General features: G+C 61.5%; 10 protein-coding genes. 8 read left to right on the top strand and 2 right to left on the bottom strand.

Translation table 11 applies throughout. The annotated features are described in order from the left end of the window. Window positions 1-758 precede the first annotated feature (758 nt). Genes H6650_13260 through H6650_13280 form a run of 5 tightly spaced genes read left to right on the top strand, consistent with a single transcriptional unit; the run spans window position 759 to window position 9,610 of the window. Window positions 759-3,605 (top strand): UPF0182 family protein, encoded by a 2,847-nt coding sequence (locus tag H6650_13260; protein MCB8952970.1) that lies wholly within the window; start codon window positions 759-761, stop codon window positions 3,603-3,605. A gap of 3 nt (window positions 3,606-3,608) precedes the next feature. Next, the gene (locus H6650_13265; GenBank protein MCB8952971.1) at window positions 3,609-4,625 is read left to right on the top strand and encodes a hypothetical protein; all 1,017 of its coding nucleotides are present in this window, start codon (window positions 3,609-3,611) and stop codon (window positions 4,623-4,625) included. Window positions 4,626-4,630: 5 nt separating this feature from the next. Further along, window positions 4,631-6,040 (top strand): DUF4832 domain-containing protein, encoded by a 1,410-nt coding sequence (locus H6650_13270; protein MCB8952972.1) that lies wholly within the window; start codon window positions 4,631-4,633, stop codon window positions 6,038-6,040. A gap of 32 nt (window positions 6,041-6,072) precedes the next feature. Then, on the top strand, window positions 6,073-7,203 hold the full coding sequence (locus tag H6650_13275; GenBank protein MCB8952973.1) for a glycosyltransferase family 4 protein: 1,131 nt from the start codon (window positions 6,073-6,075) through the stop codon (window positions 7,201-7,203). Between the two features lie 46 nt (window positions 7,204-7,249). Next, window positions 7,250-9,610, top strand: a complete 2,361-nt coding sequence (locus H6650_13280; GenBank protein MCB8952974.1) for a GNAT family N-acetyltransferase — start codon at window positions 7,250-7,252, stop codon at window positions 9,608-9,610. A gap of 15 nt (window positions 9,611-9,625) precedes the next feature. Here the strand turns inward: H6650_13280 and H6650_13285 are convergent, their stop codons facing one another. Next, window positions 9,626-10,786: a glycosyltransferase family 2 protein gene (locus H6650_13285; protein ID MCB8952975.1), complete on the bottom strand. Its 1,161-nt coding sequence runs from the start codon at window positions 10,784-10,786 to the stop codon at window positions 9,626-9,628. A gap of 85 nt (window positions 10,787-10,871) precedes the next feature. Then, window positions 10,872-11,852, bottom strand: a complete 981-nt coding sequence (locus H6650_13290; GenBank protein MCB8952976.1) for a glycosyltransferase family 4 protein — start codon at window positions 11,850-11,852, stop codon at window positions 10,872-10,874. Window positions 11,853-12,661: 809 nt separating this feature from the next. Here H6650_13290 and H6650_13295 point away from each other — a divergent pair. From H6650_13295 to H6650_13305, 3 genes are read left to right on the top strand one after another with little or no spacing between them, the layout of a single operon-like run. Next, on the top strand, window positions 12,662-13,819 hold the full coding sequence (locus H6650_13295) for an iron-containing alcohol dehydrogenase (GenBank protein ID MCB8952977.1): 1,158 nt from the start codon (window positions 12,662-12,664) through the stop codon (window positions 13,817-13,819). Further along, window positions 13,816-14,856, top strand: a complete 1,041-nt coding sequence (locus H6650_13300) for a hypothetical protein (protein MCB8952978.1) — start codon at window positions 13,816-13,818, stop codon at window positions 14,854-14,856. Before H6650_13295 ends, H6650_13300 begins: the two co-directional genes overlap by 4 nt. Next, entirely contained in the window at window positions 14,831-16,024 is a 1,194-nt protein-coding gene (locus H6650_13305; protein ID MCB8952979.1) for an NDP-sugar synthase, read from the top strand. Before H6650_13300 ends, H6650_13305 begins: the two co-directional genes overlap by 26 nt. Window positions 16,025-16,064 lie beyond the last annotated feature (40 nt).

The following is a 16,064-nucleotide window of genomic DNA, read 5'->3' on the forward strand; positions in this document are numbered from 1 at the left end:
TGTCCGCGCCGTTTTCTGACCCGGACAATTCATTGTCCGATGTCAATTTGAGACACACCCTTTGGAAAATCGGACTACATTTGCACAGGCGTTGACGGGTAGCGCTTCGGCCAACCGTCAACCGTCAACTGCAAACTGCAAACCATCAACTGCCCACGATGAAACGGGCTGTGGATTGGCGATGTCCGATTTGGAGAAGGTTACACAGGCTGCCCGCGCCGTAGGACAATTTGCCAAAATTGTCCCTTCACGGAGGAGGACAATTCAGCGAATTGTCCTACAGCAAGCAACAGTCAACTAGAATGAGACACACCCTTTGGAAAATCGGACTACATTTGCACAGGCGTTGACGGGTAGCGCTTCGGCCAACCGTCAACCGTCAACCGTCAACTGCAAACTGCAAACCATCAACTGCCCACGATGAAACGGGCTGTGGATTGGCGATGTCCGATTTGGAGAAGGTTACACAGGCTGCCCGCGCCGTAGGACAATTTGCCAAAATTGTCCCTTCACGGAGGAGGACAATTCAGCGAATTGTCCTACAGCAAGCAACAGTCAACTAGAATGAGACACACCCTTTGGAAAATCGGACTACATTTGCACAGGCGTTGACGGGTAGCGCTTCGGCCAACCGTCAACCGTCAACTGCAAACTATCAACTGCAAACTGCAAACCGCAAACTGCAAACTATCAACTGCAAACTGCAAACCATTAACTACCCACTTTCAACTGACCACTATTTTCACAGGAGCATCCCCATGAGTCGTGATATCATAGACATTCCCGAGGTATTCAAGCGTGGAATGAAAGAATGGCAGGAAGGAAACGACAGTTCTGGGGATGGGAGTGAGGGGGGGAATGGCCGCCCCGGTCGCCCATTTCGCCCCTGGTGGCTCAACCGGCGCGTCTGGTTGATCGGCCTCATACTGCTGCTTTTCCTCAGCTTCAACTGGATTGTCACGACGTATACCGAATGGCTCTGGTTTGAAAAATTGTCCTACACGCAAGTGTGGCTAAAAAGCTGGGGGGCGCAGACCGCGTTGTTTGTGCTGGCGTTTGTCATTGCCGCGGTGGTGCTGCTGTATAACTGGCTGCATGCGCGCCGGCGGGCACTGCACGCGCCAGGTGTGGGCCTCAACCTGCTCGCCTTGCCCGGTTTACGCGGCATAATCGGCCTCTTTGGCCTCTTCCTGGCGTTTCTGTTTGCGCAAGGGGCGTCCAGCCAGTGGACAACTGTGCTGCGCTTCTTTTATCGTGTTCCTTTCGGTACGGCGGACCCGGTTTTTAATCAGGACATCAGTTTTTACCTGTTTACGCTGCCCTTGCTGCGCGCCGTGTATAACTGGGTGGTTCCGCTGTTGTTCCTGACGCTCTTGGGCGTTCTGGGGCTATATGCGTTGAACAATTTGGAGATGCTACAGCGTGGGCTGTGGCAGCCGCACCGGCAGGCTTCGCTGCGGCGGCAGATGGCGGTGTTGTTGACGGTGCTGCTGTTGGTGTGGGCGGTGGGGTATCGTTTGCGTATGTTTGAGCTGCTTTACTCGTCGCAGGGGGTGGTTGTGGGGGCGACGTATACGGATTTGCGGGTGAGAATGCCGGCACTCACCATCCAACTCGCCCTTACCCTTCTCCTCGCCCTCACCGTCGCCTACAACGCCTTTCGTCTCGACCTGCGCCCGCCATTGGTCGCCGGCGCCGTCCTCCTGGTCGCCGTCCTCTTCGGTGGCAGCCTCATCCCCGCCCTTGTGCAGCGGTACGTCGTCGAACCCAACGAGCTGGAGCGGGAGCGTCCCTACATCACCTACAACATTGACTACACCCGCATGGGTTTTGGCCTGAATGAAACAGAACCGAGACCCTTTGAGGGCGTGGAACCCCTGACCATGCAAGCCCTGGCGGACAATCAGGGCGCATTGCAAAATGTGCGCGTCTGGGATTATCGCCCCTTGCAGCAGACCTACGCCCAGTTGCAGGGGCTGCGCCCCTACTACCAATTCAGCTCCATCGACGTGGACCGCTACACCTTTGATGGCAGCACGCGCCAGGTGATGCTGGCGGCGCGGGAAATCAACAAGGCTGGATTGAATGATCCCTCCTGGGTGAACGAGCGGCTGGCGTTTACGCATGGCTACGGCATTGTCATGAACCCCGTGGACAAGATCACGCCGGAAGGCAGCCCGGAATTCTTCATCCGCGACCTGCCACCGCGCTCAACGATTCCCCTGGAAGTGACCCGCCCGGAGATTTACTACGGGGAGCTGATTGATGATCAGGTGCTGGTGAACAGCGGCCTGGCCGAATTCGACTATCCACAGGGGGAGGAGAACGTTTATTCCAATTATGCCGGCCAAGGGGGCGTGGCGCTTTCCAATGCGCTGCGGCGGCTGGCGTTTGCCATCCGTTTCCGCGATAGCAACATGCTCTTAAGCCAATATGTGACCCCCACCACGCGTATCATGTTCCATCGCCAGATTCGAGATCGGGTGCAGCGGATCGCGCCCTTCCTCACATTCGACCGCGATCCCTACGTCGTGTTGGCCGATGGGCGAGTGGTCTGGATGCTGGATGGCTACACTTACAGCAACTACTTCCCTTACTCGCGGCCAACGAGCAGCGGCATCACATACATTCGCAATACGGTGAAGGTGACGATTGATGCGTATGATGGCACGGTGACTTTCTACCTGGCGGATGAGAGCGACCCGCTGATCCGTTCTTATGAGGCGGCTTTCCCTGACCTGTTCCAGCCGTTGTCGACAATGCCGGCATCTCTCCAATCCCACATCCGCTACCCTGAAGACCTCTTCCGCATCCAGACCCAGCAATACCTGATTTACCACATGACCGACCCGCAAATCTTCTACAACCAGGAAGACCGCTGGGAAATCCCCAACGAAATCTTCGACGCGGGTCAGCAGCCCATGGAGCCATATTACGTCATGTTTTCCCTGCCGGGCGAGGAAAAGACGGAATATCTACTCATCCAACCCTATACGCCTGCCGGCAAAAGCAACATGATCGCCTGGATCGCCGCCCGCAACGACGTCCCCCACTACGGCGAACTCGTCGTCTACGAACTCCCCAAGCAAGAACTCGTCTTCGGCCCCCTCCAAGTCGAAGCGCGCATCGACCAGGACCCGACCATCTCCGAACAAATCTCCCTATGGGACCAACTTGGCTCCAGCGTCATCCGCGGCAACCTCATCGTCGTCCCCATCGACAATAGCTTCCTCTACGTCGAACCCCTCTACCTCCTTTCCGAAAACAGCGCCCTGCCCGAACTAAAGCGCGTCATCGTCGCCAGCGGCAACCGCATCGCCATGCGCGACAACCTGGAGCAAGCCTTGATCGCCCTGCTAGAAGGACAGCCCGCCGCCATCACCACCCCGGACACACCCATCACGGGCAACGAAACAGGCACGGGATCACCCCCCACCACCCCTATTGACGCCACCGTGGAGGAATTAATCATCTCCGCCAACGCCCATTTCATAGCCGCGGAAACCGCGCAGCGGGAAGGGGATTGGGCTGCCTATGGGCAAGAACTGGAACTTTTGCGCCAGGATTTACAACGGATGCAAGACCTGACCAGCCCACAGCCGTAGTCTATGCCGTCGGATTACCTCAGCGCCCTGGCGCAAGCCCATTGGCCCCCCGACTTTGGCCCGCCGCCCGCGACGTGGCATTGGCTCTTGCAAGCAAATGGGGCGCTGGCGGCGCACAACAATTTGCTCCTATTTGGTTTCCCCGACAACCGGCAAGAGCCGGCGCTGGTGGCAAAAATCTGCCGCACACCCCGCTATGATCACACCCTGCGCCGTGAGTATGTGCGCCTGGGCGAGTTGTGGCAAAAATGGGGGGCGGATGCCCGTGGGCGTGCGCCGCGTCCCCTGACGCTGGCCCAACATGGCGCGGACGTGGTGCTGCTGATGAGCTACTGTGGCGGCGCGCCCCTGTTGACGGCGCCCACGCGCTTCTGGCAAGACGCGGCCCAAATTCAAACGCTGCTGCAACAGGCGGCGATCTGGCTGCATGACTTGCACCACCACACCGCCACCCCGAAGAGCGGCGCGGAAATGGGCGCGGATTTCGCGGCCAGTGCGGCGGCGTTCGCCGACCTTTTTTCGCTTTCGGAAGCGGAGCAAGAGGTGCTGACGGCGCTCAGCGAACAAGTGGCGCGCGCGGAGACCGCGGCCTCCGCGCGCGCGCTGCTGCAAGGGGATTTCTGGCCGGGCAACGTCATCAGGTCCCCCGCGCCCGGCGGCGCGCTCGATTTAATTCTCGTGGATTGGCAATTCTCCCGCTGGGACAGCAACGTTAGCCTGGACGTTTATCTGTTTCTCGCCGTTTGTGCGACCAAAGCGTCGCCGTACGATGCCGCGCACGCCACGCGGGCGCGGTTGGCGGCGCAAACGCTGTTGGATTGGCGCACCCATTTGCTGCCCGCTTATCTGGCCGCTTACGCTCCGCCGCCCGGCTGCCGGCTGCTGCCGGCACGCGCCGGGCTGTTGGCGTGCTGCGTGGAGATGGCGGCGCGTCCCTTCCTGGCATTTGGCTTGACCCAGGCGGACGCTGTGCATTGGCGCACGCTTTTCGGCGAACTACACCAACACTTTATGATGTAAGAGTCATGACCGCCCGCATTATTCGTCGTCTGTTTTGGCTGTGTTTGCTGGGGGTGGTGGTGGTTGCGTGCCGGCATTTTTCCCCGCCCACGCCTTCTCCCACACCCGAAACCACCATCGTCTTTCCCCCATCTATCCCCGGCTACCTGCCCAACCCCGGCATCGGCTGGCAAAACACCCGCTCCCAACCCGACCGCTTCCCCGAAACGGTGCGCTACACCCGCTTCAACTGGGACCAACTCCAACCCGCCCCTGACGTTATTGACTGGACGCCCATCGAAACGCTGCGCCAGGAAGCCCTGGCCGTCGGAGCCAGATTCCACTTCCGCGTGCGCACCACCCAGCCGCCTCCCTGGGGACCTGGTCCCACCATCCCCGCCTGGCTGCGTAACGCCGGCGCGGGCGTCGTGGACAGCGAACGCGGTCCAGAAACGCAGTACAGCAGTTGCCTCTTCCTGCGTGCCCACGGCGCGTTTATCGACGCCCTGCGCCGGCAGTACGATGGCGACCCCGACCTGGCTTTCCTGGACATTGGCTCCTACGGCTACTATGGCGAATGGGGCACGCCACAGTACGACGATACGCCGGATTCCCTCGACTGGCACGTGCGCCGCCACATTGCCGACATGTACCTGGGCGGCAGGGGCACGCGCCCCTGCCTGGAAGCGGACGGCAGCCTGGGGCAAATTAGCTACGATTACGTCGGTTTCCAGCGCACCCGCTTACTAATGCCCTATAACCCGTGGCACGAAGACGCGCTATTCTATGTCCTGGACGCGCGCGCCGACGTGGGCATCCGTTTCGACGCCCTCGGTTCGGAGACACACCAGCAGCGGTTCCGCGAAAAAATTAGCGCGGCGGTGGCGCAGCGGTGGCCGATGGCCCCCATCGTGTTTGAACTGGGCGCGGAGGCGTACACGCCCGCCGCCCTGGACAGCGCGCGCCATTTTGCCCAGGAGATGCACGCCTCGTTGGTCCACGACAACCTGGGCGGAAGGGGGCGTGATCAGGATATTGAATCGCTGCTGGCCGGTATGGGGTATCGTTTGCAGTTGTTGCAGGCCACTTTCCCCGCTGCCGCGGTTGCCGGCACGGACGTGGTGGTGACGATGACGTGGAAAAATGGCGGCGCGGCGCCTCCTTACGACGATTATTTGCTGGCGCTGGCGCTGACGGATGCCGGCGGCGCGTTGCTGTGGCGGCAGACGAGTGATATCAGTGTGCGTGGTTGGCTGCCGGGGGAGATGATGAGAATGCCGGCATCTTTTACACCCCCCGCCGACCTGCCCCCCGGACGCTACGACCTGCGCCTGGCCCTCGTCGATCCGCGCACCGATGCGCCCGCCCTCCGCCTGGCCAGCGGCGACCGCGACGCCGCCGGCTGGACCCGCCTCGGCGTCATTGACATCCGTTGAGGCCCTTGACGGAACGGCAATCCTTTTTCCTTATGAAGTACAATATCGTCTGGTTTATTGATGGGTTGGGCATGGGCGGTGCGGAGCGGTTGCTGGTCCCCTTCCTGCGCCGCCTCAACGAAAGCCATTTTTCCATTCGCGTCTGCGCCTTCCAGGTCAAAGAAGGCAATCCGATGGGCGTGCAACTGCGGCGGTTGGGCGTGACCGTAGACCTGCTGCCCATCCCCCACCTGCGCGCGCCCACGGCCATCCCTCGCCTGGTGCGTTACCTGGGCCAGCACCGGGCGCACCTCGTCCACACGCAATTGGAATTCGCCAATACCCTGGGCACGGTGGCCGCCCGCCTGCGCCGTCTGCCCACCGTGGCAACCCTGCACACGTTCGACGACGTGGCTTCGCCGGGCAAGGAGGCGCGCCGCATTCGCCTCATGTGGTGGGTGCTGCGCCACGGCTGTCGCCGCATCATTGCCGTCTCCGATGGGTTGCGCGGCTACGTGGAGCAAACGGCGCGCCTGCCCTCCGCGCGCTGCCTCACGCTGTACAACGGTATTGATCTGACCCGTTTTTGCCGGCAGCCGCCGGCGGCGCGGCTGGCGCTGCGTCGGGCGTGGGGCATTCCGCCGCGCGCGCCGCTGGCGATCAGCGTGGCGGTGCTGCGTGAACCCAAGGGGATTCAGTATATGCTGCGGGCGCTGCCGCATCTGCTGCGGTCGTGGCCAGATTTGCGCTACCTGGTGGTGGGCGGGGGGGCGCATGAGGGGGCGCTGCGGGCGCTGGCGGGGGAGTTGGGGGTGACGGAGAGGGTGATTTTTGCCGGCATTCGCCACGACATCCCCGACCTCCTCAACATGAGCGACCTCTTCGTCCATCCCACCCGCGAGGACGCCCTCCCCACCGTCCTCATGGAAGCCATGGCCGTAGGGTTGCCCCTCGTCGCCAGCCGCGTCGGCGGCGTGCCGGAAATGGTGCATGAGGGAGAAAATGGGCTGCTTGTGCCGGCAGAAGACATCCCCCAACTCATCGCCGCCTGCCACCAAATCCTCGACAACCCCGCCCTCGCCCAACAGATGTCCACCGCCGGCCAGCAAATCGCCGCCGCCCAATTCAACATCGACCGCCAGGCGCAAAAACTGGCCCAAATCTATCACGAATTGCTGTCATAAAAACCCGTTGCCGGTTGTCCGTTGTGACTCGTTTTCCGTTATTTCCATGCGCATTTTCGTTATCGAACCCCACGCCGTCGGCGGCATGATCCATTACGTCTACCAGCTTTGCACCGCGCTGGCCGCGCACGGCGCGGACGTGACCCTCGTCACCGCCGCGGGCTACGAAATGGCCGACCACCCCCATACCTTCACCGTCGTCACCCCGCTGCGCCGGTGGGCTGCCTTCGATCCCCGCTCCTCGCAGCCGCCGCGCGGCAAACTGGCCCGCCTGGCGCGCGCGCTCCACTGGCAGGCACGTCGCGCCATGCGCGCCCTGCGCCTCGTTCACGAATGGATCAAACTGAGCCGCTTCCTGCTACGCCAGCGCCCCGACATCGTCCAATTCGGCAAAATCAACTTCCCGTTCGAGGCCGTCTTCCTCGCCTACTTGCGCCGCCGCGGACTTCGCCTGGCGGACATCTGCCACGAGTTTGAACTGCGCGAACAGGCGAGTAATCCGCTGGCCCGCCTCAGCAACCGGCTCTATCGCCACGTCTACAACCAGTTCGCCACCATTTTTCTGCATGGCGAAAGCAACCGCGCCCGCTTTCTCTCGCTATTTGCCGTTCCTCCTGATGTCACCCACGTCATTGACCACGGCAACGAGATGCTGTTTGCGCGCGAACATGGCGGAGAAACGGCGCGTCTGGCGCTGCGCCGGCGTTACCAACTCACGGACGACGCGCCCATCATCCTTTTCTTCGGCAACCTCACCGCCAGCAAAGGACTGCCCGACTTGCTGCGTGCCTTTGCGCTGGTGCGGCGGCAGGTGCGCGCCCGCCTGATCATTGCCGGGTATCCCACCAAATACATTGACCTGCCCGCGCTGCACGCGCTGGCGGCGGAACTGGGCGCAACCGCCGACGTCATCTTCGACATGCGCTACCTTCCCGTTGCCGAAGTCGGCCCCCTGATGGAAATGGCCGCTGTGGTTGCCTACCCCTATCACAGCAGCTCCCAGAGCGGCGCGCTGCAAGTGGCCTACAGCTTTGGCCGCCCCGTGGTGGCTACCCGCGTCGGCGGGCTGCCGGATGCCGTGGAAGAGGCGCGCAGTGGGCTGCTGGTTCCGCCGCACCAGCCCCAGGCGCTGGCCGCCGCGCTGCTGCGCCTGCTGCAAGACCCCGCCCTGGCCGCGCAAATGGGCGCATACGCCCGCCATCTCTCCCAAACCCGCTTTGCCTGGTCGCCCATCGCCGCGCACATTCTGGCGGCGTATGTGGGAGGCGGCGGGGGGAAGGAAGAAGGCGGAAAACAGAAGGCGGAAGCGCGCCCCGCATCCCGCTCCGCGCGCCTCGCCCTTCTCACGACGCCGGAAGCGTTCCTGGCGCTGGCGCCTGAGTGGAACGATTTTCTGCGCCGCTGCCGCGCGGACAATGTTTTTCTCACCTGGGAGTGGGTGACGGCATGGTGGCGGCATTTTGGCGATGATTATCGCCCATGGGTGCTGACGCTGCGCGGGGAGGATGGCGGGCTGCGCGGGATCGCGCCGTTGATGGTGGGGCGCAAGCGGCTGCCGGGCGGGTTGTTTTATCGCCAGTTGCTGTTCATCGGCAGTGGACGGGCCGCGCCGGATCATCTGGAGTTCATGACGCTGCCGGGTGACGGGGAGGCGGTGGACCTGTTGGCGCGGGCGGTGTGGGCGGGGCGCGGTTGGGATGTGCTGCACTTGGAGAGTTTGCCACCTGCGTCGCCGACGATGCCGGCATTGCAACAACTCATCCCCTCCCACTGGCGAGAAACGGAGCCGCTGCCCTGCCCGTTTATGCGCTTGCCGGCGGATTGGGAAACCCTGCGCATGGGTCTGGGCAAAAATCAGCGGCGCAACATCAAGCGATATGATCGCTACCTGGCGGAAGCGAATGCCGGCGCGGTGCGGTACGTCATCCTGGACGAGGAAGCCGCGCGTCCGGCCACCCTGGAAACCCTGGCGCGCCTGCACCAGGCGGTGCAGCAAGAACAGGGGCGCGCCGGCGCGTTCAGCGATGCGCGAATGCTGCCCTTTCAGCAGACCGTGGCGGCGCGGTTTCAGGAGCAGGGCTGGTTGCGCGTCTACCAACTGCGCCTGGGGGAGACGCCCATCGCCATCATGTACTGCTTTCGTTATGGTCCCCGGCTCTCCTTTTACATCACGGGTTACGACCTGGAATGGTCCCGTTTTGGTCCGGGGCGGCAGGTGATCGCCTACGCGCTGCAAGATTGCGTGGCGGATGGCCTGACCGTGTTTGATTTTCTGCGCGGGGACGAGGCGTACAAGTATGATTGGGGGGCGGAGACGCAGACGAATGTGCAACTGCGAGCCGCGCGTACGTGGTGGGGTAAGAGCCTGATGGCGGCCCAACGGCTGCGGCGGTCGCTGCGTTCTTGAGGCGCGGGGCGGGCGTTATTCGGCGGGCAGTTTTTCCCGCCGCGCTTTTTGCCACAGCACGGTTTGTTGACCACGCAGGTAGCGGGCCAGCCCTTGCAGGGTGTTCCAGTTGCCGTTGAAGAGGAAGTAGGCGAGGGCCTGTATTCTGCCGCGCTGCCCGGCGCGCTCCTGCCACGCGCCCCACAGCGCCAGGAGGGCGCCACCGGCCTGTATCGCCAACGCCAGGCGCAGCCAGAGGCCACCCTCGCCCCGCCAGGCGGCCAGGATGGCGCCGAGGAAGGCGCCGATGAGGAAGAAGGGGAGCAGGAGGCGTAGGAATTTGTGGGAAAACAGGGCGAATAGGGTCCACGGGGAGCGCCACGGCCAGACACGGGGGCGGAAGAGCAGTTGGAAGCGTCCGGCGGTGATGCGTCGCCGCCGTATCTGTTCTTGTTGGCTGGATTCGGCGGCGGTTTCCCAGCAGGTGGCCGCGGGTTCGTAGATGACGCGCGCGCCGTCGCGGCAGAGGCGCACGGCCAGGTAGGCGTCGTCGTTGATGATGTCGGGGGGGATGGGGTGGAAAAGGCGGCGGCGCACGGCCATCATTTCGCCGACGACGCCGACGGTGGAGCCGATGGCGCTTTCGTGTGTTTTGATGGCTGATTCGTAGCGCCAATAGAGGCTGGAGGATTCGCTAATGCCGGCATCGCTCCGCCGAATCGTCTTCTTCCCACTAACTCCGCCCACCGCTTCGTCCGCAAAATGGCGCGCCAGCATCCGCGGCGCATCTGGCAAATAAAACGCATTCGCATCCGAAAAAACCAGAATCTCCCCGCTGGCCTGCGCCGCCGCCCGATTGATCGCCGCACTCTTCCCTTGTCGCCGTGGCTGATGCAGCAGGCGCACCCCTTGCCCCCTATGCGCCGCCACAATCTCCGGCGTGCCGTCGTCAGACCCATCCGTGACGAAAATAATCTCCAGTCGCTCAGGCGGATAATCCAGCGCCAGACTATTCTCCACCTTCGCCGCAATCACCTCCGCCTCATTGTACGCCGCCACAATCAGCGACATCGTGGGCAGCGCCGCGCCCTGCCGTGTCGGTCGCGGACGCAGCCGCGCCAGCAGCCATACCAAAGCGGGATAACCGACGTAATGATACGCAACGACGAATAGACAAATCCAGGTTATAGATACCATATGTTCATGCGCCTTCTTTTCTACAAGGAAGGGGGGCGTCGTTACTTTATTTCATCGTCAGTTCTTAGCCGTTACCGGCAATCAATTATCGTTCCGCTGCTTCGGCCATCACGCGCAGCAGGCAGGCGGCGTGGTGCGGGAAAGTGAACTGATTGACGACGGCCGCGCGCGCGGCGTGGCCCATTCGCGCCGTTTCCGCCGCGTTGGCCGGGTCCAACACCCGCCGCAGCGCGGCCACATAGCCCGCCGCCGAACCATCCACCACCAGCGCCGTCTCCCCATCCGCCACATGGTCCCGCACCGCCAGCCCATCCGTGACGATGGTCGGTTTGCCCAGCCACATGCTGTTGAGATAGGTTTGCTGCCCCACGGCGCGGCGCATTCCCTGGCGCAGCGGTACGACCACCGCCGCCGCTCCCTGCATCAGGGCCACAAACTCGCGGTGGGGCACGGGGCGCGCGGTGACGTTAGGGGGCAGGGGTGTCCCCTGCAAGCGATTGGTCGCCAGGATGAAGGAGCGTTCGGGGAAATGGCGCGCTGCCGCCAGCAGCGGCTCATAAACGCGATGCGAATTGCCCCCGGCAAAGACGTAGTCGCCCGGCGGTGGCGGCGGGTGCGCCAGGTCGCGCTCCGTGAAGGTGGCGAAATAGAGGCAGCGGCGCGTTTTTTGGGGCGAGACGCCCCAGGTTTGTGGGAAGAGGGTCATTTCCTCCGATGATTGCACCACGTAGAGCGTGATGGCCCGGTCCGCCAGCCGCACGACCAGCCGTTGCAGCGCCCCGCGCAGGCCGGGGTCTGGTTGCCACATGCAGCCTTGCAGGACGATGGTGGGTCGCCGGCGGCGCGGCCAGAGGCCGATGATGGCCGCGGCCAGCACGTCGGGGTTGGTGCGTCCCCAGGAGCTGCGCAGCAGCCACAATCGTTCGCGCCGTGCCAGATGCAGAATGCGCCAGAACATGCGCAGTTCGTCCGTCAGGCGCGGAAAGTGGGGGGGGGATTCCAGGACCAGGTGGGCCTGGGCGGCGTAGTCGGCGTGATCGCGGATGTCGAGCGTTGTGGCGAACATGGGGGAAATGTTGGTAATGAGTAGCCCGGTTGTCGTTGACGGTTAACGGGTGTGGGTTGACAATGGCGGCGGCATGTTGATTTGCGGCATTGAGAAACGGACGGTAACTGCTAACGTTCTCTGGAGATTGGACCCATTTCACCAGAGCCAATTGGTCCAATCTGGCTTAGGCCTGACGATGAAATAAAGTACGGAATTGCATCGTCAGTTTGCGGGAACGGGATGGAAACAACTTCGTTGGCTTCTTTAATTTCCGTTCCTTCGCAGTTGCTGCCGGTTAATGATAACGTTTGCTTGCGCATTGGACAGGGGGAAATTTTGGGGATACAGATGCCGGCATATCTGCTTGTGGGGGGGGGGTGTTTGTGCCGGCATTTGCCGACCACATGCCGCCAGGAAATGTCGCTCCCATCCCCTCCCTCTGACAGCGGAGAGCGTGTACGCCTGGAACGAAACAACCCGCCCGTTTGCCGCAAGCCGTCAGGGTGGGTAGAATCTGCCAGCTTCCAGCCGTACTGTAACTTGATTGCTGAAGTGACAATGCCTCTGTTCAGGCCAGAGGGCGACGCATCTACAAGCGGGACTCTTGCGTCGTAACGATTCACGACCACCCTCCCGGAAGCTGCTTTGATACCCGATGATGGGAATGATGAGTCGCTTTGGGCTGGAAATCGCGCTCCCGGGAAGAACGCCGGGACTATATACGCCAGAGGCTGAATAGTCACCATTCCCAGAGTCAAAGACTGTCCGTGTTCGGATTCTTGGGGGGATATGACGGGGCTTTTGGAAACTGCCATAGTGAGGTGACAATGAAGCATTATGCCATCGAATTTGGATCAAGTCGTTTTGACTACTATTTGGGCCATCACTGTCTGACCAGTATGGCCGCGCATCTGGCGACTGTCCCTGCTGATCAAACTATCATTATTAGTGATAGCGCGTTGAGCGAGTCCTATGGTCAACGTTTGCGAGATGCCTTGAACCAGAAGATGCCGTGCCATTTGATTCCATTCCAGGCCGGCGAAACATACAAAACATTGGATTCGCTGGCGGTCTTTGCCGATAACGCCCTGAAACACAACGTGACCCGCCAATCACACATTGTGGCTCTTGGCGGCGGCATCACGGGGAATATCGCGGGACTACTGGCGGCGCTGCTATATCGCGGCATTCGGTGGAGTTTTGTGCCCACTTCGCTGATGGCCATTCTCGACGCCGCGCTTTCGCTCAAGCAAGCCGTCAATTTCGGCAAGGGGAAAAATATCTTGGGCGTTTATTATGCCCCGGAAATGGTGTTGGTGGATACGGAAGTGCTGGCGACGCTGCCTGCGCGACAGATTCGTTCTGGCGTATGCGAAGTCATCAAGAACAATTTGATCATTGATGCTTCCGAACTGCCGCGTCTCTTGAGTATTTTGAATGAAGAGAATCAATATACGGGAGAGGCGTATCATTATTTGATCGAGCACTCCATCCGCAGCAAGTTGGAAGTGATGCGGCACGATCCGAAGGAGGCCGGGAAGGCCGTCGTATTGGAATATGGGCATACGATTGGGCACGCGATTGAGTTGGCCGGAGATGGGCGGATCACGCACGGGGACGCGGTGGGGTTGGGTATGTTGTGCGCGGCGGAGATCGCCTATGAGATGGGTTTTTTGGATGGGGAAACGGTGGCCTTACATTTGAAGTTGCTGCACGCGGCCGGTGTGCCGATGCAGGTGTTGTTTGAGACGCGGGTTGCGGATATTGTGGCGCGCGTTGGGTATGACAATAAGCGGGGTTATTTGCCGGCACAACCGGGTCACGTACACATGGTGCTGCTGACGGGATTGGCGCGGCCATTGTCCTACCAGGGAAAGTATCTTTATCCGGTGCCGCTATCCCTGATCGAACAGGCGATTGAGCGTCGTCTGCGCGGTGCATATTTGCAGCCGGACACGGCCATGCCCATCTACCAGGCTAAATGATGATTGTTGCCCAGGCTCCTTGCCGTATTGATTTTGCCGGCAGTGTCACGGACGTACAGCCCTTTTGCGACCATATCGAGGGCGTGGTCGTCAATGCGGCCGTCAACCGTTATGTGCGCTGCACTTATCTGCCGGAGCCGGCTGATGGTTTTGTGGTTCTGGACCAGATCAATAATGATATGCTGCAGGTGGCGGGGGTGGATGAAATGCCGGCACACGGCCTTCCCGGACGTCTCAAAGCGTGTCTGCAAACCTTCCCCGCCCTCAGCGGGGGAACATTCCTCCTGCAATCCGACCTCCGGCATGGTTCCGGGATGGCCTCCTCCAGCGCCCTGCTAACCTGCCTGGTTGCCGCCATCACCGCCGCCCTACACCAAACCTTATCGCCAGCCGCCACAGCCGAGATAGCCTACCAGATCGAGCGACACAGCCTCGGCCTTCTCTGTGGGCGACAAGACGCCTACGCTTCCGTCCAGGGCGGCCTCAGCCAGTTCACCTTTTCCCAAGACCGCGTCACGCGCAGGCCCATCTCCCTGCCACCCGCGCTTGCGGGAAACTTCCTGAGCGGGTTATACGTTGCCTACACCACCGTCCAGCGCAGCAGCGATCACCTGATGCGGAAAATGATCGAGATGTTGGCGGCTCAGGACCCGCTGTTATTGGACGTGATGACCGCACACAGCGATCTGGCCCGTCAGGCCGGCCTGGCCCTGGCCGACGGGCATCTTCGTCGCTTTGGACAGTTGCTCAATGAAAGCCAGGCCAACCAGGAACGTCTACCTATTCCCGTGTCGCCCCCCCAGGCGCGGATGCTGCTGCAATCCGCTCGCGCCGCGGGCGCCTGGGGGGCGCGATTGGGCGGCGTGGGCGGCGGCGGTTACGCAACGCTGCTGCTGCCTTTGTCGCAACGTCAATCCATAGCCAGACAGCTGCGGGCGCAAGGTTGGGCGCTGGAGCCGATTGCCGTTGATTGGATGGGCCTCCGTGTCCATGTTGCGCCGTGTACAAACCATGATGCCAAAACAACTCACGGATAGCGAACTACTGGCTCAGGTAATCCCCGTCGGCGTTATATTGACGGCAGGTCTGGGGCAGCGATTGTATCCGCTCAATCAATGTCGTCCCAAGGCGCTGATGCCGCTGTGCAACCAACGGCTGTTGGATTACCAGATAGACACGATGCGGGCGCTGGGGGTCAACACCCTTATTCTGCAGATGCGGCCCGGACGGGCCGCGCGGCAAATTCAGGCTCATATTGATCAGCATGATGGGCACGCCGCGGCGGATAGCCAACTTCGCTTTGTGTTTTTGCTGGATCAACAGCCAGAATTGTTCGGCATGACGCAGTTGCGGACGATGATTACAACGCACTTCGCCCTCACCAGTTGTGATCGTCTTTGTCGGTTTCCTCTGGACAAACTGCGGCGGCGCCATTTTGGTAGCGCAGCGCATTGTACATATGCGCTGGCGAGTGGGCTGGGCGAGCAAGTCGCCGGTTGGTTTTGTGATGAATCGGGGCGGATGACGCGGTATGCGAAGCAGGGTGGGGCGGGGAGTTTGGAACACGCGGGGTTGCTGTTGGCTTCGCCCCATCATATTGAACAGATGCTGTTCCCCACGGCCGATTACCCTTTTGATTTTGGCGATGATCCTCCCTGGTTTGGGTATCCGCCACAATCGGCGATGTTTTGGAGTCATGTGCCGGCATTTCGCGTTAATCCGGCGGCGCGGTGGTTTGCGGCGATGGCGCCGGAGGTGATGGCTGTGGATGTGGGGACGCCGGCGCGGTATTTGCAGACGCATTTTCAAATGCTGCGGGAGGATGTGCCGCTGCCGCCGCCGACGGCGGGGTATGCGCAGCGGGAGGCGCGTGGTTGGGTGCATGAAACGGCCGGCATTAGTGCCACTGCTCGCCTCTATCCTCCCTATATGATTGGGCCAAACACAACCATAGCGGCGGGGGCGGAGATTGGCCCGCTGGTCGTGATTGGAAAGGATGGCGTGGTGGGCAGGAATGCCGGCATTCGCCACACCATTCTCTGGGATCACGTCACCGTCAACGACCACATAACGCTAGACGGCAGCGTCGTTGCCGACCACGTCACCGTCTCCCAATCCGCCCGCCACGTCCTGCTAAGCCGCCACCGAGACCTGCAAAAAACAGACGAACTTCTCCAATCAACCACGAAGGGGCCGGTCTCTTGACCCCTCAGCCAACAGGCTCTATCACGCGCAACATACAACG

It is taken from the genome of Ardenticatenales bacterium (assembly GCA_020634515.1).
Classification (GTDB): Bacteria; Chloroflexota; Anaerolineae; order Promineifilales; family Promineifilaceae; genus JAGVTM01.